General features: G+C 58.6%; 21 protein-coding genes and 2 pseudogenes. 19 read left to right on the forward strand and 4 right to left on the reverse strand.

The genetic code is table 11. The annotated features are described in order from the left end of the window. Positions 1-90: 90 nt before the first annotated feature. From AC3Y5R_RS18935 to AC3Y5R_RS19025, 19 genes are all read left to right on the forward strand, one after another. Positions 91-1,548, forward strand: coding sequence for an NAD-dependent succinate-semialdehyde dehydrogenase (locus AC3Y5R_RS18935; protein ID WP_489922608.1), 1,458 nt, complete (start codon positions 91-93; stop codon positions 1,546-1,548). Positions 1,549-1,903: 355 nt separating this feature from the next. Then, positions 1,904-3,373, forward strand: a complete 1,470-nt coding sequence (locus tag AC3Y5R_RS18940) for an aldehyde dehydrogenase family protein (RefSeq protein ID WP_489922609.1) — start codon at positions 1,904-1,906, stop codon at positions 3,371-3,373. Between the two features lie 44 nt (positions 3,374-3,417). Then, on the forward strand, positions 3,418-4,086 hold the full coding sequence (locus tag AC3Y5R_RS18945) for a haloacid dehalogenase type II (RefSeq protein WP_106382129.1): 669 nt from the start codon (positions 3,418-3,420) through the stop codon (positions 4,084-4,086). Positions 4,087-4,105: 19 nt separating this feature from the next. Continuing rightward, positions 4,106-5,383: an NAD(P)/FAD-dependent oxidoreductase gene (locus AC3Y5R_RS18950; RefSeq protein WP_489922610.1), complete on the forward strand. Its 1,278-nt coding sequence runs from the start codon at positions 4,106-4,108 to the stop codon at positions 5,381-5,383. 158 nt (positions 5,384-5,541) lie between these two features. After that, positions 5,542-7,146 (forward strand): ABC transporter substrate-binding protein, encoded by a 1,605-nt coding sequence (locus AC3Y5R_RS18955; protein ID WP_489922611.1) that lies wholly within the window; start codon positions 5,542-5,544, stop codon positions 7,144-7,146. A 28-nt stretch (positions 7,147-7,174) separates the two neighbouring features. Continuing rightward, positions 7,175-8,128, forward strand: coding sequence for an ABC transporter permease (locus tag AC3Y5R_RS18960; RefSeq protein ID WP_489922612.1), 954 nt, complete (start codon positions 7,175-7,177; stop codon positions 8,126-8,128). Beyond that, entirely contained in the window at positions 8,128-8,982 is an 855-nt protein-coding gene (locus AC3Y5R_RS18965; protein ID WP_489922613.1) for an ABC transporter permease, read from the forward strand. The genes AC3Y5R_RS18960 and AC3Y5R_RS18965 overlap by 1 nt, the downstream gene beginning before the upstream one ends. Continuing rightward, complete coding sequence (locus tag AC3Y5R_RS18970) at positions 8,979-10,643, forward strand: ABC transporter ATP-binding protein (RefSeq protein WP_489922614.1); 1,665 nt, start codon at positions 8,979-8,981, stop codon at positions 10,641-10,643. Before AC3Y5R_RS18965 ends, AC3Y5R_RS18970 begins: the two co-directional genes overlap by 4 nt. Before the next feature lie 108 nt (positions 10,644-10,751). Then, entirely contained in the window at positions 10,752-12,083 is a 1,332-nt protein-coding gene (locus AC3Y5R_RS18975; protein WP_489922615.1) for an NAD(P)/FAD-dependent oxidoreductase, read from the forward strand. Between the two features lie 9 nt (positions 12,084-12,092). Next, positions 12,093-12,941, forward strand: a complete 849-nt coding sequence (locus AC3Y5R_RS18980; RefSeq protein ID WP_489922616.1) for a GNAT family N-acetyltransferase — start codon at positions 12,093-12,095, stop codon at positions 12,939-12,941. Then, positions 12,941-13,867 carry a 2-hydroxyacid dehydrogenase gene (locus AC3Y5R_RS18985; RefSeq protein WP_489922617.1) on the forward strand — a complete coding sequence of 309 codons (927 nt, stop codon included), beginning with the start codon at positions 12,941-12,943 and terminating at the stop codon, positions 13,865-13,867. Before AC3Y5R_RS18980 ends, AC3Y5R_RS18985 begins: the two co-directional genes overlap by 1 nt. A gap of 7 nt (positions 13,868-13,874) precedes the next feature. Beyond that, positions 13,875-15,002, forward strand: coding sequence for a M20 aminoacylase family protein (locus AC3Y5R_RS18990; RefSeq protein WP_489922627.1), 1,128 nt, complete (start codon positions 13,875-13,877; stop codon positions 15,000-15,002). A 136-nt stretch (positions 15,003-15,138) separates the two neighbouring features. Then, the gene (gabT, locus tag AC3Y5R_RS18995; protein ID WP_489922618.1) at positions 15,139-16,455 is read left to right on the forward strand and encodes a 4-aminobutyrate--2-oxoglutarate transaminase; all 1,317 of its coding nucleotides are present in this window, start codon (positions 15,139-15,141) and stop codon (positions 16,453-16,455) included. A gap of 131 nt (positions 16,456-16,586) precedes the next feature. Beyond that, on the forward strand, positions 16,587-17,093 hold the full coding sequence (locus tag AC3Y5R_RS19000; RefSeq protein ID WP_013202841.1) for an Lrp/AsnC family transcriptional regulator: 507 nt from the start codon (positions 16,587-16,589) through the stop codon (positions 17,091-17,093). Between the two features lie 244 nt (positions 17,094-17,337). Further along, positions 17,338-17,808, forward strand: coding sequence for a GNAT family N-acetyltransferase (locus AC3Y5R_RS19005; RefSeq protein ID WP_489922619.1), 471 nt, complete (start codon positions 17,338-17,340; stop codon positions 17,806-17,808). Then, positions 17,805-19,865, forward strand: coding sequence for a hydantoinase/oxoprolinase family protein (locus AC3Y5R_RS19010; RefSeq protein ID WP_489922620.1), 2,061 nt, complete (start codon positions 17,805-17,807; stop codon positions 19,863-19,865). Before AC3Y5R_RS19005 ends, AC3Y5R_RS19010 begins: the two co-directional genes overlap by 4 nt. Further along, on the forward strand, positions 19,855-21,837 hold the full coding sequence (locus tag AC3Y5R_RS19015; protein ID WP_489922621.1) for a hydantoinase B/oxoprolinase family protein: 1,983 nt from the start codon (positions 19,855-19,857) through the stop codon (positions 21,835-21,837). The genes AC3Y5R_RS19010 and AC3Y5R_RS19015 overlap by 11 nt, the downstream gene beginning before the upstream one ends. Positions 21,838-22,007: 170 nt before the next feature. Then, on the forward strand, positions 22,008-22,142 hold the full coding sequence (locus tag AC3Y5R_RS19020) for a hypothetical protein (protein WP_489922622.1): 135 nt from the start codon (positions 22,008-22,010) through the stop codon (positions 22,140-22,142). A gap of 199 nt (positions 22,143-22,341) precedes the next feature. Beyond that, a complete protein-coding gene (locus AC3Y5R_RS19025) occupies positions 22,342-22,506 on the forward strand; it encodes a hypothetical protein (RefSeq protein WP_489922623.1) in 165 nt (54 codons plus the stop codon). A gap of 74 nt (positions 22,507-22,580) precedes the next feature. Here AC3Y5R_RS19025 and AC3Y5R_RS19030 read toward each other — a convergent pair. The 4 genes and pseudogenes from AC3Y5R_RS19030 to AC3Y5R_RS19045 all read right to left on the reverse strand — a co-directional run. Beyond that, positions 22,581-23,185 (reverse strand): annotated as a pseudogene (locus AC3Y5R_RS19030) (O-methyltransferase). A 341-nt stretch (positions 23,186-23,526) separates the two neighbouring features. Then, complete coding sequence (locus tag AC3Y5R_RS19035; protein ID WP_489922624.1) at positions 23,527-23,832, reverse strand: hypothetical protein; 306 nt, start codon at positions 23,830-23,832, stop codon at positions 23,527-23,529. Positions 23,833-23,850: 18 nt separating this feature from the next. Beyond that, positions 23,851-24,153 (reverse strand): TrbM/KikA/MpfK family conjugal transfer protein, encoded by a 303-nt coding sequence (locus tag AC3Y5R_RS19040; protein WP_489922625.1) that lies wholly within the window; start codon positions 24,151-24,153, stop codon positions 23,851-23,853. A gap of 57 nt (positions 24,154-24,210) precedes the next feature. Then, positions 24,211-24,426, reverse strand: a pseudogene (locus tag AC3Y5R_RS19045) (P-type DNA transfer ATPase VirB11); the annotation flags it as partial. Positions 24,427-24,505: the final 79 nt, after the last annotated feature.

Below are 24,505 nucleotides of genomic sequence, written 5' to 3' on the forward strand. Positions count from 1 at the left end.
ACCTCTTTCCGAGCTTCTCTTTCTACCTGATAACGCAGCATTGATTGCCTCGCCTCCGTTAAAGTGAAATGAACTTATTAAGGAGACGCTATGCTCGCACAACGTTTACAGGATGCTACACTGCTGCGCCAGCAGGCTTTTTTTAACGGTCACTGGCAGGGCGCGCTTAACGGCGAAATGCTACCGGTCACCAACCCATCAACGGGCGAAGTGCTTTGTACCATTCCGGCGCTAGGCGCGAAAGAAACCGAGCAGGCGATTGCCTTTGCCGATGCCGCACGGAAAAGCTGGGCGAAAACCCCGAACGCGCAGCGTGCGCTGCTGCTGGAAAAATGGCATCAGCTGATCCTCGACAACACTGACGACCTCGCCGCCATCATGACCGCCGAGCAGGGCAAGCCGCTGGCGGAAGCGAAGGGCGAAGTGCTGTACGGTGCGGGCTTTGTGAAGTGGTTTGCGGAAGAAGCGCGCCGCATTTATGGCGACACCATTCCGGCACCGAGCGATGACCGCCGTATCTTGGTACTGAAGCAGCCTGTAGGTGTGGCTGCCGCAATTACCCCGTGGAATTTCCCGATTGCGATGATCACCCGCAAAGTGGCCCCGGCTTTGGCCGCGGGCTGCCCGATCATCGTCAAACCGTCGGAGCTGACCCCGCTGTCGGCGCTGGCGCTGATTGAGCTGGCGCAGCGTGCCGGTATCCCGTCTGGCGTACTGCAGATTGTCACCGGTTTGCCGAAAGAGATTGGTGAAACCCTGACCAGCAGCCGCACGGTGCGCAAAATTTCCTTTACCGGTTCCACGCGCATAGGCCAGATGCTGATGCAGCAGAGCGCCGACAGTATTAAACGCCTGAGCCTGGAGCTGGGGGGCAACGCACCTCTGATCGTCTTTGACGATGCCGATCTCGACATTGCCATCAGCGGCGTGATGATGAGTAAATTTCGCAACGCCGGGCAAACTTGCGTCTGCGCTAACCGCATTCTGGTGCAGCGCACTATCTACCCACGCTTTGCTGCCCGCCTGCTGGAAGAAGTGGCGAAGCTGAAAGTGGGCGATGGTTTTGCCGACGGCAGCACCATCGGACCACTGATTAACGCAGCGGCAGTCAGCAAAGTGAACAATCATATTGAAGATGCGCTCAGCCACGGTGCCGAACTGTTAACCGGCGGTATCAGTAACGGCAACGGCACCTTCGTGGCGCCGACGGTGCTCGGTTACGTCACCAGTGCGATGCGCATTGCTCATGAAGAGACTTTTGGCCCGGTAGCGCCGCTGTTTATTTTCGATACCGAAGATGAAGCGATAAATATGGCGAATGATACCCCTTACGGTTTGGGGGCTTATTTCTTCACCGAAGATATTCGACGCGCATGGCGCGTGGGTGAGTCACTGGAATTTGGCATGGTCGGTTTTAATACCGGTTCTGTTTCTTTAGAAGTGGCGCCGTTTGGCGGAATTAAGCTCTCCGGAGTGGGGCGTGAAGGCTCGCGTTACGGCATTGAAGAATATCTCGAATCAAAAGCATTTCATTTTGGCAGTCTGTAAATAAAAAATAAAATTAAGCCATTATTGAGGCCCACACCCTGAAAAGGTGCGGGCCTTTTTTTAATCAATTCCGATGGTTAACCAAATTCTCACAAAACTCCTGCGCTTAATCGGTGCAAGGTTAGTATCGAATTCACGACGGTGGTGCATTCGTTTTATGATGAAAATCATCTATTTAAATAATCGGCTTAACAGGAAAAAAAACACCTTCATTACGGCACAAAATTTTTTTCACCCCGTTATTACGCATTATTATTTTTCACAGGGCTGGCATGCTTTCTGCATTACTTAATACAAATGCAATATTGCTCAGTACCAGAAAGCATTAGTTAGCAGGCTAAATAAGGAAAACTCCATGCTTAGTTTTGACCCGGATAAAATCGCACTGCCCGCAGGACATTTCATTAATGGTAAGCATATTCGCGGGCAGGGTGAGCAGCTGGCGGTTAAGCGTCCTTCCGATGGCCTGCTGGCGGGTGAACTGTATCAGGCGGATGCGGCGCTGGTGGATGAGGCGGTGAGCGTGGCGGATGCTGCCGCCCGTGACAGCGGCTGGGCCAGCTGCCCGCCGCGTCAGCGCGGCGCGGTACTGAAGCGCTGGGCGGACATGATTGAGGTCGATCCGCCGCTGGCACAGCTGGAGTCGCTTGGCTCAACGCGCCCTATCTATGACGTGGTCAATCACGAGATCCCGTTTACTGCCGAAGCCATTCGCTTCTATGCCGAGTGCGCCGACAAATACAGCGGCGACGTGCTGCCGACCCGCGATGTCAGTCTCGGCATGCTGGTACCGGAACCTTACGGGGTGATCGGGGCGATTACGCCGTGGAACTTCCCGCTGTCGATGGCCTCGTGGAAATGTGGCCCGGCGCTGGCAGCAGGAAATGCCGTGGTGCTGAAGCCTTCAGAGCTGACGCCGTTCTCTACCGTGCGCATGGCCGAACTGGCCGTGCAGGCGGGCCTGCCTGCCGGAGTGCTGAACATTATTCAGGGCGGCGGCGCGGTGACCGGCAGCGCGCTGGTGGCGCATCCGCTGGTGCGCAAAGTCTCCTTTACCGGATCAACGGCCACCGGCGCACGCATCATGAGCGACGCGGCGTTTAACGGTATGAAGCCGGTGACGCTGGAGCTGGGTGGCAAAAGTCCGCAGCTGGTGTTCGACGACTGCGGCGATATCACTGAGGTGGCCGGGCGTATCCTGCGTGGTTTTACCGCCAACGGCGGCCAGGCCTGCGTCGCCGGGACGCGTCTGATTGTACAGCGCGGCGTGCACGATGCGCTGATCGGCAAACTGATTGAGCTGTGCCAGGGTTTCCGGGCCGGTGTGACCTGGGACGAGAGCAGCCGCTATGCGCCGATGATTGATCGGCGCCAGGCCGCGAAGGTGGCCTCGGTGGTCAACAGCGCCCGCCAGCAGGGAGCGGAAGTGCTGGTAGGCGGGCAGCGCTTTGCCGATACCGGCGAAGGGTTCTTCTGGCAGCCGACGCTGCTGGCGGGCGTGGCTAACGACAACCCGGCTGTGCAGGAGGAGATCTTCGGCCCGGTGCTGACCGTACAAATCTTTGATGAGGAAGCCGAAGGGCTGGCGCTGGCTTCCCACCCGACCTACGGCCTGTGCGCCGGAGTACACACCAAAAATATTGACCGTGCGCTGCGGGCGATGCGCGGCATTGCCGCCGGCACCGTGTGGATCAACCGTTATGGCCGCTCCGGCGACTTTATTATCCCGACCGGCGGCTTCCACGGCTCCGGCATCGGTAAAGATCTGGGCCGCCAGGCGTTTGAAGCCTGCCAGCGTTATAAAAGCGTACTGATCGACTTCTAGTCACTGTTTTTCATCCTTAAACCGAACTCTGAAGAGGTAGCGTAATGGCTGTGTTTAAACCGAAATTCATCACTTTCGACTGTTACGGCACGCTGATCAACTTCGATATGGCCGGTGCTGCTGCCGCCATCTTCGCCGATCGCGTCAGCCCGGAACGTATGGAGGCCTTCACCACTGATTTCTCTTCCTACCGTATGGACGAAGTGCTGGGGGCATTCAAACTTTATCCGCTGGTGGTGGCCAACGCGCTGTACCGGACCTGTAATAAATGGGGCGTCGAGTGTACCGATCAGGACTGTGCTGCGGTGATGACCGCCTGCGCGACCTGGGGACCGCACCCGGACGTTCCGGCTGGCCTGGCGATTGTCGCCAAAGAGTTCCCGCTGGTGCTGCTGACCAACTCCACCGATGAGCTGATCAAAAACCACGTGCCACGTCTTGGCGCCCCCATCCATATGACCATTACCGCCGAAGAAGTTGGCGCCTATAAGCCGCAGATGAAGGGGTTCGAATACATGCTCAACAAGCTGAACTGCGGGCCGGACGAGATCCTGCACGTCTCCAGCAGCCTGCGTTACGACCTGATGACCGCTTATGACCTCGGCATCAAAAACAAAGTGTTTGTTAATCGCGGTCACGGTCCGGGTAACCCGGCATATGAGTACACCGAGATTAAAGATATTGGCGGACTTCCGGGCGTGGTAGGGCTGTAGGCCTCAGAGGAGCAGGGCGATGAAACTGGAATCATTCTGGCAGGCAACAGCACCCGTATTCACCGGTGCAAAAACGGGCGATCTGCCTGCGACCGCCGATTTGGTGGTGATTGGCGGTGGCTTTACCGGCATCTCGGCGGCGCTGACTCTGGCGCGCAGCGGAGTGAACGTGGTGGTGCTGGAAGCGGGCGAGGTGATGAGCCAGGCATCTGGCCGCAACGGCGGCCACTGTAATACCGGCGTGGCGCAGAACTTCTCGGCGCTGGTGGAGAGCCAGGGCGTTGAGCAGGCGACCCGCTATTACCGGGCGTTTGCCGATGCGGTCGACTACGTGCAGAGCGTGGTGGCTGACGAGCAGATCGACTGTGACTTCCGCCGCTGCGGCAAGCTGAAACTGGCCAGTAAGGCGTCACATATGCCGTCGCTGGTGGCGGCGTGCGAGATGATGAAGCGCCATGTTGATCCGGATGTTGAAATTCTCAGTAGCCAGGATGTGAAGCGTGAAATCGATTCGCCGTCATTCCACGGCGGGCTGCTGCAGCGCCACGGCGGGCAGATGCATATGGGCAAATTCGGCGTTGGGCTGGCAGAAGCGGCTGCCCGTGCTGGTGCCGCCATCTATCCGCAGCGCGCCGTGACCGGGCTGACGCGCCTCAACGGCTACCGTCACCGCGTCAGCACCGCCCAGGGCGATATTGTCGCCGAGAAAGTGCTGATGGCGACCGGCTGCTCCAATATCGGCCCGTTTGACTGGTTCCAGCGCCGCATTATTCCGGTTGGCAGTTTTGTCACCGTGACCGCGCCGCTGTCCGAATCGTTACTGCAGCAGATCCTACCGGGTGACCGTACCTACGTCACCTCGCTCAATCTGGGCAATTACATCCGTACCACTGCCGATCGGCGTCTGGTGTTTGGTGGCCGTGCGCGTTTCGCCATCAGCAGCCCGACCTCAGACGCGAAAAGCGGTGATGTGCTGAAAGCCGGGATGCAGAAGATGTTCCCGGCGTTGGGTGACGTACCGATTGATTACTGCTGGGGCGGACTGGTGGATATGACCGCCGACCGCCTGCCGCACGCGGGTGAGCACGAAGGGGTGTTCTACTCCCTCGGCTACAGCGGTCACGGTACGCAGATGTCGGTGTGGATGGGCCGGGTCATGGCGGACCTGGTAGCAGAAAAAGCCAATAACAACCCCTGGCAGCGCAGCGCCTGGCCTGCGGTTCCCGGCTACTTTGGCAAACCGTGGTTCCTGCCTGTTGCTGGACTGTACTACAAAGCGAAGGATCGTTTTTCATGATCCCCGCCATACTTCGAACCGCAGATGCGTTGGCTTTCCTCACTCACCCCAGTCACTTACTGGCGTAAGCTCCCGGGGATTCGCTGTGTCGCCGCCTTCCTGCGACTCGAATTATTTAGGGGAACCAAAGTTTTATTAATTTTTTTGAGGGTGTGCAGATGAGTAAATTTCGCAAAGAATTTAGCAGTGTTAACCCGAATTTGACCCAGGTGATTACGGATGTCGCGATTTCACGACGTGGCATGATGAAGCTGCTGTCCGCAGGCGCGGTGATGAGTACCGGCCTTATCGGTTTCCCGGAGTTCAGCTTCGCAGCGGAAACCCCGGTGATGGGCGGCAAACTGCGCGCGGCGGTGGCGAATGCCTCGGCCAGCGATACCCTCGACCCGGCCAAAGGCAGCAACAGCGGCGACTACTGCCGCCAGTTTATGTTCTACAGCGGCCTGACCGAGCTGGATAAAAACCTTAAGGCGCAGCCGGCGCTGGCGGAATCTTTTGACAGCACTGACGGCATCAACTGGAATATCAAACTGCGCCCGGGCGTCACCTTCCACGACGGTAAAGCCCTGACCGCAGCCGATGTGGTTTACTCGCTCAGCCGCCATAAAGACCCGGCGGTGGCCTCGACGGTGATCACCCTCGCCAGCCAGATGAAAGAGATTAAAGCGGTCAGCCCGAAGGAGGTTTCCATCGTGCTGGAACAGGCCAACGTTGACCTGCCGTCGATCCTCTCCACCAGCTCTTTCCTGATTGTGCAGGACGGCACCAAAGACTTCAGTAAAGGCATCGGCACCGGGCCGTTCGTGTTGAAAGAGTTCCAGCCGGGCGTGCGTACCTCCGGCGCGAAGAACAAAAACTACTGGAAGCCGGGCCTGCCGCACCTCGACGAAGTGGAGCTGATGGGCGTCACCGACCCGGCGGCCCGCGTTAACGCCCTGATGTCCGGCGACCTGCATATCGTCTCCACGCTCTCCGCCAATGATGTGAAACGCCTGAAGCAGAACGGCCAGTTCACCATCATGGAGAGCAAGTCCGGCATGTACAGCGACCTGATCATCCGTACCGACCAGGCACCCGGCAGCAACCCCGATTTCGTGCTTGCGATGAAGTATCTGCAGCCGCGTGAAATAATTGTCAAAACCGTGCTGCAGGGCTTCGGCACCGTCGGTAACGACACTCCGGTTCCGCCATGGCACCCGATGTTCAACAAAGATATCCCGCAGCGTCCGCTGGATCTCGACAAGGCCAAATTCCACCTGAAAAAAGCCAACATGGTCGGCGCGAAAGTGGAAGTGATCACCACCCCGAATATCGAAGGGGCAGTTGAAGGCGGTCAGCTGTTACAGCAGATAGCGCGCAGCGCCGGGCTTAACGTCTCAGTACGCCGTGTGCCGTACGACGGCTACTGGTCAGCTCACTGGATGAAAGATCCGGTCGGTTACGGCTCGGTAAACCCGCGCCCGACGCTGGATATGCTGTTCTCCCAGTTCTATCAGTCCTCCGCGCCGTGGAACGAATCCGGCTGGAAAAATACCCAGTTCGACCAGTTGGTCACCGCCGCCCGTGGCGAGAGCGACCAGGTGAAACGCAAGCAGATGTATGGCGACATGCAGCAGCTGGTGTATGACAACTGCGGCACATTGATCCCGGCCTTTATCAGTACCATGGATGGCTGTAGCAACAAGGTGAAAGGGGTGGAGGCCTGGCCGTCGGGCATGATGATGGGTTACCGCTTCCATGAGTTCGCATGGCTGTCGGCTTAATCCCTAAATATTGAGCAGGAGAACGGCGATGAACCGATACATTCTCACACTGATACTCCGGCGCATAGGGTCGGGTTTACTTACGCTGCTTATTGTCTCGGCGCTGGTGTTTCTTATCACCAGCATGCTGCCGGGCGATGCGGCGCAGATGATCCTTGGCCAGTCGGCGACCCCGGAAACGGTGGCGGCCCTGCGCCAGCAGCTCGGGCTGGACCAGCCGCTGATCATGCGTTATTTCAGCTGGCTGGCCGGAATGTTTCAGGGCGATTTCGGTACCTCGTTGGCCAGTAACCTGCCGGTTACGCAGCTGGTGGCACAGCGTATTCCTGCGACTTTCCAGCTGGCAGCGACTACCACGCTGGTCTCCGTGCCGGTCGCGCTGATTATCGGCATTACTGCCGCGATGAAGCGCGGCTCGCTGCTGGATCGGGCGCTGGTGGTCAGCACCATGGCGGTGGTGGCGGTGCCGGAGTTTCTGGTGGCGACCGTGGCGGTGATCATCTTCGCCGTCAAGCTGCACTGGGTGCCGGCGATGTCGCTCGGCTCCACGCATCAGGACTTCCTCGGCTTCCTGCGCACCTTCGCGCTGCCGGTGATGACCCTGTGCTGTGTGGTGGTGGCGCAGATGGCGCGCATGACGCGTGCCGCTATCGTCAACCAGATGGACAGCCCTTACCTGGAAATGACGTTGTTGAAAGGCGTCTCCCCGCTGCGTGCCATGCTGCGCCATGCGCTGCCTAACGCGGTCGGGCCGATTGCCAACGCCATCTCCCTCAGCCTCTCCTACCTGTTTGGCGGGGTAATTATTATCGAAAGTATCTTCAGCTATCCCGGGCTGGCCAGCCAGATGGTCGATGCGGTGAGCAACCGCGACCTGCCGGTAGTGCAGCTGTGCGTGATGTTCTTCGCCGTCTGCTACCTGGTGCTGCTGCTGATTGCTGATGTTCTGACTATTGCGTTCAATCCTAAGTGGAGGGGCTGATGAACACACTCACGCTGCCGTGGCGCTTCTTTCAATCTCTCTCCGTCAGCGGCCGTATCGGCCTACTGATCACCGTGTTCTGGATTTTTATGGCGGTATTCGGCACTGCGCTGGCACCGCACAATCTTGAAGATATCGGCGGCGGTCCGTTGTTCGGTGACTTCAGCCGCGAGTTCTGGTTCGGCACCGATTACCTCGGGCGCGATATCTTCAGCCGCATTCTGTTCGGCGCGCGCTACTCCATCGGCCTGGCGCTGACTGCTGCGCTGCTGGCCAGCCTGGTGGGTACGCTGCTGGCGCTGCTGGCGGCGGTCGCCGGGCGCTGGCTGGAGGCGATCCTCGGGCGTATCAACGATGCGATGCTGGTACTGCCGGGCAAAATCCTGGCGCTGATGATCGTCGCGGTGTTTGGGTCTTCGCTGCCGATGCTGATTATTACCGCGGTGTTTACCTACTGGCCGGGCGCTTATCGCATCGCCTATGCCATGGCGTCGAACCTGCGCTCGATGGACTATGTTCAGGCCTCGCGTCTGCGCGGTGAGAGCCGCCTGTATGTGGCTATCCACGACATTCTGCCGAATATGCTGCACCCGATGCTCACCGACTTCGGCCTGCGTTTTGTCTACATCGTGCTGCTGCTTAGCGGCCTGAGCTTCCTCGGCCTTGGCGTACAGCCGCCTTATGCTGACTGGGGCACGCTGGTGCGCGAAAACCTGCAGGGGCTGTTTGACGGCTCCCCGGCGGTATTGATGCCAGCGGTGGCGATTGCCAGCCTGACTATCGGCGCCAACCTGTTTATCGACAGCTTACAGTCCATGCGTTCATTAACCGTGGTCGCCAAGGGGGTTGCATGAATATTACGTCACACGCATCCACACCGATGGTGTCGGTCGAGAATCTGCGCGTCACCGCCAGCGCCGACGACGGGCATGAAATCAGCCTGGTTTCCGATATTCGTTTTACCGTGCAAAAGGGCGAAGTGCTGGCGCTGATCGGCGAGTCCGGCTCCGGGAAAACCACAATTGCGCTGGTGTTAATGGGCTATGCGCGCCACGGCTGTAAGATTGCCGGGGGCACGGTACACGTTGCTGGGACCGACGTCACTTCGTTAACGCCGTCGCAGCTGTGTCAGTTCCGCGGCAACAAAGTGGCCTATATCGCCCAGAGTGCCGCCGCCTCGTTTAATCCGGCGATGAAGATCATGGACCAGGTGGTCGAACCGGTGGTGATCCATGGGGTGATGAGCCGCGCCGACGCCGAAACCAAAGCGATTGAGCTGTTCCGCGAGCTGGCGCTGCCCAACCCCGAAACCATCGGCGACCGCTATCCGCACCAGGTCTCCGGTGGGCAGCTGCAGCGCCTGATGACCGCGATGGCGCTGATTAGCGACCCGGAAGTGGTGATTCTTGATGAACCCACCACCGCGCTCGATGTGACCACGCAGGTAGAAGTGCTCAAGGCGTTCCGCCGCGTGGTGCGCCAGCGCGGCACCACCGCTATCTACGTCAGCCACGATCTGGCGGTGGTAGCGCAGATGGCGGATAAGATCCTGGTGCTGCTGAAGGGCAACATCGCTGAATACGGCACCACCGAGCAACTGCTGCGCGCTCCGGTGGCGGAGTACAGCCATCTGCTGCTGGAAGCGGCGAAGCAGAAAGCCCGCCCCAGCCCATGGCAGGAGCAGGATGAGAGAGTGCAGCCGCTGCTGCAGGTGCGCGATCTCTGTGCCGGTTACGGCCCCCTCGACAGTGCAGGGCAGCCGAAGATTAAGATCCTCGAAGAGATTAACTTCAAGCTGTATCGCGGCCAGGCAATTGGCATTATCGGCGAGTCCGGCTCCGGCAAAACCACGCTGGCGCACGCGATAGCCGGGATGAACAAGCCGAGCGGCGGCCATATTCTGTTTAACGGTCACTACATTGCCGGGGATATGCATCAGCGCCCGGAAAACGAGCTGCGCCGCATTCAGTACGTGTTCCAGATGGCGGACACCGCGCTGAATCCGGCGCACACCATCGAAACCATTCTCAAACGCCCGTTGAAGCTGTTCCACGGCCTGCGCGGCGCGGCGCTCGAACAGCGTATGTTGCAGCTGCTCGACCTCGTTCGCCTGCCGCGTAATGTGCTGTGGCGCAAGCCGTGGTCACTGTCCGGCGGGCAGAAGCAGCGCGTCAACCTGGCACGTGCGCTGGCCGCCGAGCCGGACCTGATCCTCTGTGATGAAGTGACCTCGGCGCTGGATACCGTGGTGGCCGCCGCAGTGCTGGATCTGATCACCGAACTGCGCCGCGAGCTGGGCCTGTCGGTGCTGTTTATCAGCCACGACCTGCACGCGGTGCGCTCGGTGTGTGACGAAATTATCGTGGTGAAAAATGGCCGTATGGTGACTCAGGTGGCGCGCGCCGATTACGACAAGCCATCGACCGAGCTGTACTACGAGCGGCTGAAACGCGCCGTGCCGGAGCTGCGCCAGGGCTGGCTCGACGAGCACCAGGAAAGCGATATCGCGTTGTAAGCAGATACATTTTCGCGGGTTGACCACGACGATGAGTCATATGTAGGGGGGGACCTTCTTTTTCGGTCCGCCCGCAATACAGACAAAAATTTTCAGGTAAGGAACAACATGCCAGCACCGATTCGATACGTACAGGACAGCCCACATTTTCCACCGGCAGCGGATGTGGTGGTGATTGGTGCCGGAATTGCCGGGGCGGCTGCGGCCTATGAACTGGCAAAAAAAGGGGTCAGCGTGGTGCTGATTGAAAAAGGCCTGGTCGGCGGCGAACAGTCGAGCCGCAATTGGGGCTGGTGCCGTCAGCAGAACCGTGACGAGCGCGAACTGCCGCTGATCAAATATGCCCTGCAACGCTGGGCCGAACTGGGCGAGGAGACCGGCGAAGAGCTGGGCTTCCGCCGCAGCGGTCTGGTGTATGCCACCAAAAATCAGGCCGACATCAACGCCTGGGAGGCGTGGAACACCATGGCGAAAGGCTATGACTTCCACAGCGAAATCCTGACTGCCGAACGCGCGAAGGAGATGACGCCGGGCAGCTCCAGCAGCTGGCTGGGCGGCGTCTCTTCACCTACGGACGGTCACGCGGAGCCGTCACTGGCGGCACCGGGCCTGGCGATTGCCGCACAGCGCCTCGGCGGGCTGGTATTCCAGCAGTGCGCGGTGCGCGGTCTGGATATCACCAACGGCAAAGTCAGCGGCGTAGTGACCGAGCGCGGCCTGATCAAAACAAGCAGCGTGATCTGCGCGGGTGGGGCGTGGACTTCCATGTTCTGCCGCCGTCACGGCATCGATCTGCCGCTGGGTAACGTGATCGGCACCGCGTTCCGCACCGCACCCATCGAACAGAAAATTGCGCTACCGCTGTATACGCCGGGCTTTGCCTGCCGCCCGCAGCTTGACGGCAGCTACACCGTTTCCGTCTCCGGTCGTGGTCGCCTGGAGCCGGGTGCGCAGGGGCTGCGCTACGCCCGTCAGTTCTATCCCACTTTTAAAGCGCGGCGCAAAAATCTGACGATTAACCTCGGTATCAGTCCGTTTATCAGCGGCCCGGAATCGCTGGCGCGCTGGCAGATGGATGGCGTGTCGCCGTTTGAAAAAGTGCGCATCCTCGACCCGCGCCCGGATATGGCGATGGTGGAGGAGGGGCTGGCCGCGATGCGCAACGAGTTCCCGTCGATGGCGGGCGTGCGCCTTGAGCAGGCGTGGGGCGGAATGATCGACAGCACGCCGGACGCGGTGCCGGTGATCTCCACCGTCGGCAAGCTGCCGGGGTTGATTATCTCGGCGGGTTACAGCGCACACGGTTTTGGCATCGGCCCCGGTGCCGGGCGCCTCACAGCCGATCTCGCCACCCACGATACCCCGATTGTCGATGCGAAGCCGTTCCGCTATGAACGCCTGATTGACGGTTCCGGCCTTGATGCGCCGGGCATGATGTAAGGAACAGTGATGACTCTTGAACTCAAAGCAATGAATGAAACCCATCTCGATGCGGCTTTCGCGCTCACGCAGCGGCTCAAATGGCCGCACCGTCGCGCCGACTGGCAGCAGGCGCTGCTGCTGGGCGACGGGCTGGTGGCGGAAGAGAACGGTGCGCTGGTCGGCACGATCCTGTTCTGGCGCTGGGGCAAGGAGTACGCCACCCTCGGCCTGGTGATTGTCGATGACGCTCAGCAGGGGCGCGGCATTGGCAAACAGCTGATGCAGGCGGCACTGGCAAAACTCGAAGGCAGCAATGTGCGCCTTCACGCCACCGCTGCCGGACAGCCGTTGTATGAAAAACTCGGCTTTGTCGCCACCGGCCATGTGGAGCAGCACCAGTGTCGCAAGCTGGCGGCGGTACCCGCCATTCCCTGCGGGCCGCAGCAGAGCATTCGCAGCGCGGGCGTGCAGGATGCTGCGGTGCTGACCGCGCTCGACTGCCAGGCGCACGGCCAGCACCGCCCGCTGTTAATCACCCATCTGCTCGACAGCGCCGAACGTTTTGTGGTGCTGGAAGAGAACGACACCGCCGCCGGGTTCGCCATCCTGCGCCGCTTTGGCCACGGCTATGCCATCGGGCCGGTCGTGGCGCGCAACCTCGCCAACGCCAGACTGCTGGTCAGCGAACTGTTGAGCGGCCTGAGCGAGCAGTTTGTGCGTATTGATACCGACCGTTCCGCCGGGCTTGGCCCGTGGCTGAATGAGCTGGGGCTGGTGGAAGTGGATGCCCCGACCACCATGGTGAAAGGGCAGCCGTGGCAGCCGGAAAGCAGCGGTATGCAGGCATTCGGGCTGATGAGCCAGGCGATGGCGTGATGAATATTGTCTATAAATCAGAACCCGAGCGCGGGCAGAAGTGGGCCGCGCTGGTGGCGCAGATGGCCCCGGCGGCCAGCTTCCGCCTGTGGCCGGAGATCGGCAATCCGGAAGAGGTCGAGTATCTGGTGGCATGGGTGCCGCCGGACAATATCATGCAGCAGTTTCCCAACCTGAAAGTGCTGTTTTCGGTCGGTGCGGGAGCCGACCAGTTCAATTACGCCAGCCTGCCACCGGAGTTGCCGGTGGTGCGGATGATCGAGCCGGGGCTGACTAGCGGCATGGTGGAGTATGTGACCTTTGCCGTGCTCGGCCTGCATCGCGATATGCCGCGCTACCTGCAGCAGCAGCGCGCGGGGCTCTGGCAGACGCATCCGGTACACACTGCAGGAAAACGACGCGTCGGCGTGATGGGCCTCGGCACGCTGGGGGAAGCGGTGCTGAAACCGCTGGTGGCGCTCGGGTTTGACTGTGCCGGCTGGAGCCGCACCCCGCGCGATCTGCCCGGCGTGCAGTGCTTTGCCGGTAACGATCGCCTTAACGAATTCCTCGCGCGCAGCGATATCCTGATTTGCCTGCTACCGCTCACCGCCAGCACCGAAGGGATGCTCAATGCCGAACTCTTCAGCCAGTTGCCACCCGGCGCGGCGGTGGTGCAGGTCGGGCGTGGGGCGCAACTCAATCACGACGATTTAATCAGGGCACTCGACAGCCAGCAACTGAGCGCGGCGGTGGTTGATGTCACCGCGCCGGAACCGCTGCACGCCGGGCATGCCTTCTGGCAGCATCCTGCCATCTGGCTGACGCCGCATATTGCCAGCCAGACCCAGCCGGAGAGCGCGGTCAAAGCGCTGCTGGAGAATATTCGCCGCTATGAGCGCGGTGAAAGCATGGTCGGCGTGGTCGACCGCGATAAAGGATATTGATATGGATATTGCAGCATTAGTCGCGCTGCGGCGCGATCTTCACCAGCACCCGGAGCTGGGCTATCAGGAGCACCGCACCAGCGGGCTGGTGGCGGAGTTTCTTACCCGGCTGGGGCTGGAAGTACATCAGGGCATCGGCAAAACCGGCGTGGTCGGCGTGCTGAAGCGCGGCACCCGCCCACGTGCTATCGGCCTGCGTGCCGATATGGATGCGCTGCCGATGGCGGATAATGGCACGCAGCCGTGGAAAAGCCAGCAGACGAACGTCTGCCACGCCTGCGGTCATGATGGCCACACGGTGATGCTGCTCGGCGCTGCGCAGGCGCTTGTCGCCGATGCGCAGTTCGACGGTACGGTGAATTTTATCTTCCAACCAGCGGAAGAGGGGCTGGCTGGCGCGCAGGCGATGATCGATGACGGTCTGTTCGAACGCTTTCCCTGCGATGAGGTTTACGCCATCCACAACTGGCCGCAGCTGCCGCTCGGCGTGGTTGAGACGCGCCCGGGGCCGATTATGGGCGCGGGGGATGCATTCTCGATCACCGTTGAGGGCGGGGGCGGTCATGCCGCACAGCCGCAGCTGACGCCGGACACGCTGCTGGCAACCAGCGAACTGGTGGTGGCGCTGCACACCATTGTCAGCCGCGACATCGACCCGTGCGACCCGGCGGTGCTGACGGTGACGCGCATCAACGGCGGCTTTTCGCACAACATGATCCCATCGCAGGCGACATTAAGCGGCACGGTACGCAGCTTTGACAGCGCGGTGCAGGACCGAATCGAGCAGCGTATGCGCGAGCTGGCGCAGCACGTCACCGCCGCGCATGGCCTGACGGCACGCGTTCAGTACGACCGTTACTACCCGGCAACCATTAACAGCGCTGAACAGGCGGCAACCGCATTACGTGCTGCGGCGCGTGCCGGGCTGGCACACGGCGAGGCGCGCAAACCGGCGCTGACCTCGGAAGACTTTTCGTTTATGTTGCATGCAAAACCCGGTGCCTATCTGTGGCTCGGCAGCGCCAACAGCCGCCCGCTGCACCACTCCGAATATGATTTTAACGATGCGCTGATCCCGTTCGGCATCCGCTGGTATTGCGCGCTGGTGCAGGAAACGCTCGGGTCTGAAATTTAACCGAAAGATTAGCCCGAATTACGAAAGTTAATGCCGCTGCCGCTCCCGGAACGGCAGCTTAATGGTCCGGCTTATTGCGATACTTTGCAGATGCCCGTTGGGGCAATTCATCATCTTCACGTCAATGAGGCATACAATGCATAATTTACTGGCTGAGCAGCAGACATTTTCTGATAACGCCCTGTTACTGGACGCCCGTGCCGAGAACGTGCCGCGTGGCGTCGTCACCGCACACCCGATTGTGATTGCCAAAGGCAAAGGTTCTGAAGTGTGGGACGTGGAAGGCAATCGTTATTTAGATTTCGTTGGAGGCATCGGCGTATTAAATGTCGGCCACAGCCATCCGGCGGTGATCAATGCCGTGACCGAGCAGTTGCAGTTAGTGTCCCATGCCTGCTTCCAGGTGGCAGCCTATCCGGGCTATATCGAACTGGCCAAGCGCCTGAATAAGCTGGTCGGTGCTGGTGAAGAGTTCAAAAGCGTGTTCTTCACCAGCGGTGCGGAAGCGGTAGAAAACGCGGTAAAAATTGCCCGTGCGCACACCAATCGCCCCGGCATTATTGCGTTTGATGGGGCGTTCCATGGCCGTACCTTATTAGGCGTAACCTTAACTGGTATGAGTCAGCCGTATAAGCAGAATTTCGGCCCGTTCCCCGGCGATATTTACCGCGTGCCGTTCCCGAATGCGTTCCACGATATTTCAGAAGCGGACTGCTTAAAAGCGCTGGATACGCTATTTGCGGTGCAGATCCTGCCGGAGCGCGTGGCGGCGATTATTATCGAACCGGTGCAAGGCGACGGCGGCTTCCTGCCAGCTTCCCCGGCGTTTATGCAGGCGCTGCGTGAGATCACCACGCGTCATGGCATTCTACTGATCTGCGATGAAGTGCAGACCGGCTTTGGTCGTACCGGCAAGATGTTTGGCTTCCAGCATACCGGGATTGTGCCGGACCTGGTGACCGTGGCGAAAAGCCTCGGCGGCGGCCTGCCGATCTCCGGCGTGGTCGGTAAAGCGGCGATTATGGATGCGCCAACACCTGGCGGTCTCGGCGGCACCTACGGCGGTAATGCGCTGGCCTGCGCGGCGTCGCTGGCGGTGCTGGACCTGCTGGAGCATGACAATCTGCTGGAGCGCTCCAACCAGCTCGGCGAGCAGATGAATGTACGCTTGCAGCAGCTGGCGGATAAATATGCTTGCATCGGCGAAGTGCGCGGCATCGGCTTTATGCAGGCGGTAGAGATTATCGACTTCGAAACCAAACATCCTGACGCGGCGCTGACGCAGAAGATCCTCGACAGTGCCTGTCAGGAAGGGCTGCTGCTGATCAAATGCGGTCTGCACCGTAATACCGTGCGCTTTCTCGCACCGCTGGTGACCAGCGATTCGCAACTGGAAGAAGCGCTGCATATCTTTGATATCGCACTTGCACGCGCCACGGGGCGCCTGGGCTGATAATTCTTCCTCATTGATATTATTGCATTTATTGATAATTACGCTCGGATAGCACGCGATGTTAAATCACTGGCGTATCAGTGATTAAGCGTGCTATACCATTTGGGTGATGTGAACCAATGAGGGGTTTTATGAACGGCTTAATGAAACTGGACCGTATCGACATCAACATTCTGGTACAGCTACAGAAAGATGGTCGTATCAGCAATGTCAATCTTGCCGATACAGTCGGGCTTTCGCCCAGCCCCTGCCTGCAACGCGTAAAGCGCCTGGAAACTGCGGGTTTTATTACTGGTTACGAAGCGCACATTAATCTGACCAAAATCACCGATTCGGTGACGGTGTTTACCGAAGTGACGCTATCCGGACACCGACGCGAAGATTTCCTCAAGTTCGAGAATGCGATCCGTGAAGTGGACGAGCTGATGGAGTGCCACCTGATCACCGGCGGCTACGACTATCTGCTGCGTTTTATCACCCGCAGTATTGAGCATTACCAGGAAGTGATTGAAGGGCTGCTGGACGCCAAAGTGGGCATCGATAAGTACTTCAGTTATATCGTGATTAAATCACCGATTATGAAAAGCAGCGTCCCGCTACGCTCGCTGATCGCTCGTCATACGCAGGTTGAGTTTTAATTTTTACCTGGTCAGGCCGGTTGTTGTATGACCGCACCTGGACTGTCAGGTTATGCATACCCGGAAGACGTAGGGGCGGACCTCTTTTTCGGTCCGCCCGTGATGCAACATCGCACCGGCAGAATATTTCCCCGCCCGCCCGCAATTCCCCACAAAACGCTGTCCTTACCCTTATCAACCAAAAAACTCTCATGGTTATTGGCCTTACACTGTTTTTAACATCAGAAAACAGTCAGGGCTCCCTATGCTAAAGCCGTTTGTGCCTGCCGTTGCTGAATGGCAGCGCGATGATTATCTGTTAAGCAGCGACCCGCAAAAAATTGATATTGCCTGGGTTCACGGGCAGATCTCCGAACACAGCTACTGGGCGCAGGGGCAGACGCTGGATATGACCGAACGCTCCCTCGCCGCATCGATGACCTTCGGCATCTATTACCAGCGGCAGCCGGTGGGATTTGGCCGCCTGATCACCGACTACAGCCGCTTTGCCTATCTTAGCGACGTGATGATTGACGCAGCGCACCGTGGCAAAGGCTTAGGGCGCTGGTTTGCTGCCTCGATTGTCCATCACCCTGAACTGAAAACCATAAAACGCTGGATGCTGGCGACCGACGACGCGCACGACGTCTATCGCCGCGCGGGCTGGAAGCCAGTGGCACAGCCACAACGATTGATGGAATTTATTCCCACCCCACCAGAGGACCGTACTCCATGACCTACCGCGTTGGCGTCGATATCGGCGGCTCGTTTACTGACTTTGCGCTGCTCGACCAGCGCGATAACAGCATCCGCACCCTGAAAGTATTATCGCGGACCGACAGCCCCGGCAATGAAATCACCACCGGGCTGGCGGCATTCCAGCAGCGCGACGGCATCAACCCTGCCGATATTCACTACTTCACCCACGGCACCACCGTCGGTGTGAATGCGGTCATCCAGCGCAAGGGCGTTAAGCTGGCGCTGTTTGCCACCGAGGGCTTCTGCGACGTGCTGGAACTGGCGCGCCTGAAAATCCCGCATATCCACGATTTGTTCTCGCGCCGCCCGGCACCGCTGATCACCCGCGACCGCGTGTTCGCCATCAAAGAACGCAGCGACCGTGACGGTAACGTACTGCTGCCGGTTGACCGTCAGAGCGTGATCGAGGCGGTGGATGCCGCACGGGCCGCCGGCTGCCAGGGCATTGTAGTCTCGCTGCTGCACAGCTATCGCAATGGCGGCAACGAAGCGCAGGTGCGCGAGATCGTCGCTGAAATCGCCCCCGACCTGCTGACCTCCTGCTCGGCCGAGATTTGGCCGATTATTCGCGAATACGAACGCACTATTACTGCGGTGATCAACGCTTACGTGCAGCCGAAAGTGATCCATTATCTAGACTCGTTCGAGCGCGCGCTGAAAGAGATGGGCGTGCCGGTGCTGCCGCGCATTACCAAATCCAACGGCGGAGTAATGGGGCTGGCACAGGCCAAAGCCGAGTGCGTGCAGATGGTGCTGTCCGGCACCGCTTCCGGAGTGATGGGCGCCAGCTACATTGCCGAAAGCTGCGGTTTTGATCGCCTGCTGAGCTTTGATATAGGCGGCACCAGCGCCGACGTGGCGGTCATCATCGACGGCCGCCCGGAGTACGGCAGCGGGGAAATTATCGGTGATTTCCCGATCTACATCCCATCGGTGTCGGTCACCTCGGTCGGTCAGGGCGGCGGATCAATCGCCTGGCTCGACAGCCTTGGCGTCCTGCAGGTCGGGCCGGACAGCGCCGGTTCACTGCCTGGCCCGGTTTGCTTCCGGCGCGGTGGCACAGAAGCCACCGCCACCGATGCCTTTGCCGCCTGCGGGCTGATCGGGCACGGCGATCTGGGCTATAACGCGGTGCAGGTTGATGTGGCCGGGGCGCGTGCGGCGGTAGAAAAACTGGCCGCACCGCTCGGTATCAGTGTTGAAGAAACGGCTGAAAACATCATCGCACTGGCGATCTCCAGCATGTACAGCGACACCAGCGGATTGATATCGCGCTTCGGCCTCGACCCGCGTGAGTTCTACTTCCTCGCCTTTGGCGGTGCCGGCCCGATGATGGGCTGCTTCCTGGCCCGTGAGCTGAAACTAAAAGGCGTGGTGGTGCCGCCTACGCCAGGCGTGCTGTCAGCGCTGGGCGGGCTGGTGGCGGATGTGAAAAATGACTTTATCCGCACGGTGTACTGCGACCTGACGGCGGCGGTGGCTGAAGACCTGAAGGACAACTCGCAGGATTTGTGCACCGAAGCCAAAGGCTGGTTGGCGCGTGAATACGGTGCCGATTTGCCGTATCAACTGAGTTTCTCCGCCGATATGCGCTATCGCGGCCAATCGTTTGAAATCGATGTGGCGCTGCAGGAATCGTGGCTGCTGGCGGGAGATCTCGCTGCCGTGCGCGCCGCGTTTGATGCCCATCACACCCGCCTTTTCGGTCACCATGACGAGCTCGCGGCAGTGCAATTGATTAACCTGCGGTTGGTGCTCTCTTCGCCAACGCCGAAACCGCGCCTCATCACCCTGGCGCAGGCCAGCGGGCCGGTGACGGTACTGAGTGAAGTGGACGCGTGGATTGACGGTCAGTGGTGGCAGGTTGGTGTGGTATCGCGTGGCGCGCTGCTGGCCGGGCACCAGTTGAGCGGCCCGGTGATTATCGCTCAGGATGACTGCACCACCTGTGTTCCGCCGCAAATGCAGGTCGATGTCGACCGCTTCGGCAATCTGATTATTACCCCGCAAACCGGAGCGCATCATGGCAATTGATGGTCGTAACCTGCAAATTCTCGCCAACTACTGCGCGGCCGCCGCCGATGCGATGGCGTTTACCCTGATGCGCACCGCGCACTCCACCTTCGTTAAAGAGACGGAGGATTTCTCCTGCCAGATTGTCAGTCGAAGCGGAATGGCGTTCGCCTCACCGCGCAGCTTCGGCGCGCCGTGGTACAGCGGCATCGACTACGGTCCGGTGCTGGAACTGATCGACGGCTATCAGGAAGGGGATATCTGCATCACCAACGACTCCTACGCCGGTAATGTGGCCACTCACTCGCCGGATATCCATATCTGGAAACCCGTGTTCCATCATGGTGAGGTGGTGTGCTTTGTGGTCGGGCATATCCATAACACCGACGTTGGCGGCGCGGTTCCGGCCTCGCTGTCGCGCTCGCTGACCGAAATCGTGCAGGAGGGTATCCGCATTCCGCCGCTGAAAATCATCAGCGGCGGGGTGCTGAACGAAGAGGTGGCGCGCATTATGCGCCTCAACGTGCGAGCGCCTGAGCAGAACTGGGGCGACTTCAACGCACAAATCGCTTCGGTAAATATCGGCGAGCGTAAGGTGCAGGAGATCATCGCCCGCTTCGGTGTCGACGACTTCCTCAGTGGCATTGAAGGCATTCTCGACTACGCCGAGCAGCAGGCGCGCAGCATTATCAGCACCATTCCCGACGGCGACTATTTCTACGCCGACTATGCCGATGAAGACGGCGAGGGCGGCTATCCGTGCCGCATCGCCGTCACGCTGCGCGTCAAAGGTGAGGTGCTGGAACTGGATTACACTGGCAGCGATCCGCAACTAATGTCGTCGCTGAATATGCCAACCGGCGGGCGCGAACGCCATCCGCTGGCGCTGGTCGGCGTCACCTATGTGCTCTCCACCCTTGACTGTTCACTGCTGCTGAATGCCGGAACGCTGCGCCCGATGCGGGCAATATTGCCGCCGGGCACCATTATGAACTGCGAAGCTCCGGCGGCGGTGGGAATGCGTTCGCTGACCTGCGCGATGTCGCAGATCGCCACCGTCGGCGCGTTTTCTCTGGCAATGCCGGAGCGCCTGCCGGCTAACTCGCCGGGCGGCAATTCCATCATCAATATCCGCACTGTCGACGGGCAGAATCGCAGCGTGGTTGCCTCGCTCGGTCCGGTTGGCGGCGGTGCGGGCGGCACGCCGAAGCACGATGGCCCCGATGGCTCCGGCGGCCTGTCGGCATTTCTGAAGAATACGCCGATTGAGATTAATGAAACGGAAGTGCCGGTGCGTTTCCACCGCTACGGGCTGGCGCCCGACAGCGCCGGGGCAGGGGAGTATCGCGGCGGGCTGGCAACGGAGATGGCGTTTGAGGTGTTCGTGCCGAATACCACAATTACCGCCCGCAATCGCAATCGCTCGGTGTTCTCCTCGGCGGGCGCGGCGGGCGGCAGAGCGGGCAGCACCTCGTGGTTCCGCACTGAACACGCCGACGGACGCGTCACCGAGCACGGCAATACCGACGTGATCCATTGCGGACCGGGGGATGTAGTCGCCATTAAAGGCCCCGGCGCTGGCGGCTACGGCCTGGCGAAAAATCGCAGCGCGCAGGCGGTATTACAGGATGTGCAGTGCGGTTTCCTCAGCGAACGGGCAGCGCGAGAGCAGTACGGCGTGATGCTACAGCAGGGCGAGATTGATGAAGTTGGCACTGCGGGTTTACGCAGCCAGATGCCGGAAAGTAACGGGGAGCACTTTGACGTGGGTAGCGCCCGCCGTGAGTTTGAAACGCTGTGGACGCCGCAACGCTACCAACTGCTGACCACATTCCTCGCGCAGCGCCCGGTGGTTTGGCGTCACTTCCTTAAGCATCAGGTTTTTGCGGCGGTGCAGGCAGGCGAGGGTAGCGAATTAGCGTTGGAACAGCAGATGTCTGAGCTGTTCGCGAAATCACTCAAACGCTTTCCCGCATTAAACGCCGCGTTATAAATGTAACGCTGATGATTGGCCCCGATGAGTTTTGCAATCCGCCACGGAAAATAAAGTTTGTCGGGGCTTTTTATTTGCTTCGCTAATGTTTTTCTATTTTTAAGGGGGTAAGATTATCACGTTGATAATAAACAACGGGTTTATTAGTGGAATAAGTAAGAGAGGTTAAGATGGATTTCAACCTGGAAGATTTTGTCGGTGCAATGGGAAGTGGTTTGGGCATGGGGTTTGGTGTTACCAGTATGATTCCTCTGTGGTTTACACTGATCATATTGCAAAGTGTGGTGCGATATCAGGCGCGGTGATTTTGAGCGCGGTGTATCTGTACTCCATCTGGAGAGCTAAATGATGCAGCCTGACTGTTATTTTCCACATGATGGTTAGCAGTTGGCTATTTTTAATTTATTGCTTGGCGTTATCTATTTAGTCACTCATCTAATCAGGGATGGATGTTCTGCACACACACCCTCATTTTCACTGCGAACGCTATATCTGAAAACCTGGTTGGTATTCTCAAGCCCCACGCTCTCTCCCTGCCTGCTTTTTGTGGTGATCGTATTCGATCTGGAAAACCCGCTGCGCTATTCGGATGCCTTAATCACGCCGCTGGTGATCTCAGCGCTGTGCGGAATATGTGTCTCACTGCCCTCTATTGCACCGGAACCCTGAATAAGATGATTAAGGTCGGGCTTACCCGGCTCGGCCTCACTGAGTTATTTGACCAGCGCCAGCGAGAAGCCATCTCAGCCTTTGACGCACACAGTCTGTAGGGCGGTGGCGTCAAGGCGTGGATCGCTGCCCATCATCGATAAGAAGTAACATACGCCCTGTAAGTCCCAGTCGCTGGTGTCACTGTCGGCCACGCGATCATTATGGATCACCTTATCGCCAATGATTAACGTACATGGACGGGAATAGGTGATAGCCCGCCGGGTTGTTACGCTTGTCGGCATCAATTAAGATCATATCGAACGGCGCAGATCCGTTCAAGGTGGGCAGAGTATCCAGCGCCGAGCCGACGCGGATAGTCACCTTGCTTTCCAGCCCGGCATGCCGAATGTTCTTGGCTGAAATTTCCGCGTGATGTTCTTCATATTCCAGAGTGATCACTTTGCCACCCTCTGGCAACGCAGGTGCCAGCCAGATAGTGCATTAGCCGCCCAGCGTGCCGATCTCCGTAATACGTTGTGCCCTAACCATTCTGGCAAACAGCTGCATCAGCTAGCCCTAGTTCGGCGCGACAACCCGCCGCTTGGTTCGCCGCCAGCGCCGCCAATAACGCCTCATCCTGCGGCACCAGGGTTTCCACCAGATAGTCCTCGACCTGTGCCCTGCGTTGTTGATTCATCGGTTGTTCCTTGCTTAAGGTTGAATCGCTAATTATAGATGGGTTGACCGAAAAAGAGGGTTAGGGTCAGGCGGCGAAATTTATTCGGCTCCCCCCGGCCGGCAAAATCCGCGTGGGCGCGGCTGTTTGCCGGTGAGGCGCGGCGCCTGAACTATTTTCGCTCCTTAACCCGCGAAAATAATTCTGTCCGCTGCCTCATTTTTACGGCCCCATTTCTTCGCTCCTTAATTCGCGAAAAATGTGCTGGGCCGTAAAAACCAGAAAACCGCCACGCCTTAAGCCGGGCTCGGCTAAAATATTTTGGCGCTATAGAGGACCTGTGAATAAAGTTAAGGCAGGGATTAATATTGGCTCTCACGGATTTCCCTGACGATGTCGGAATAACACTGACAACTTTCTTTAATGCTGGTTTCATCCAGCGTAAATCCTCGCCGGTTAGCTTCTTCTGTCAGCGTTATTCTGTCGGTGCCGTTCAGCGTTTGCAGTAACTGCAATAACCGGCAGATAACCCGGTGGTGATAAATTTCATAATAAAGGCCGCATCCACGCATCGCCTCATTTTCAATGTGCTCAATAACACAGGCTGCGCTCATGGAATCTCCGCGCTGACGTGTCCAGGGATGCTGAATAAAACCCGGTTTGGTCATAAAGATACCCTCAGCTAATTAACTACGCACGCGGCCAAATTTACTGATTATCTGGCTGATAATTGCCGGGTCTGCCGAGTCACACTCAAGTAAAAATGATTTTCTGGCATTGGCAGTATGGTCTGGCAGAAAACCGTGCTTGTTCTTTTTGACGATATTAAAGAATGCACGTTCGGCCGAATGGCATTCATTGCCGCCGCCGTTCCCGGTGGCTTTACCGTACATGCATAACACCACTTCACAGGCGCCAGCGGCCATGACGGAGGTCGAATATGACGCCATAATGCAGAGTAATAATACAGAGGGTATTAATTTTTTCATTTTGGTTACCTTCATATTAAACGAGGGTTGCGTAATTCGATAAGTTATTTATTGAAACTATTTCCTGAATACACCCTTCATGTCATTGAGATGAAGTGGTTTAAAATAAACATCACTCATGCGACGTATGTCACCGTGAATATCAATGCTGACTATCACATCAATGCTCTTAAGCACCTTGCGTAACAGCACGTCGAAAGGCATGTTCCGGCAGTCAGGGTTTTCATAGCAGCGGTCAATTAACCCTTCAATACATTCTTCCGGGCTGCCCGCAGTGTAGTGATGTTATGGACGCCCCTCCCTGAAGTAGCCAGTGCCATACTCTATTGACTGCAATTAATTCAGGAGTGAT

This window comes from Erwinia sp. 009765445 (assembly GCF_058137865.1).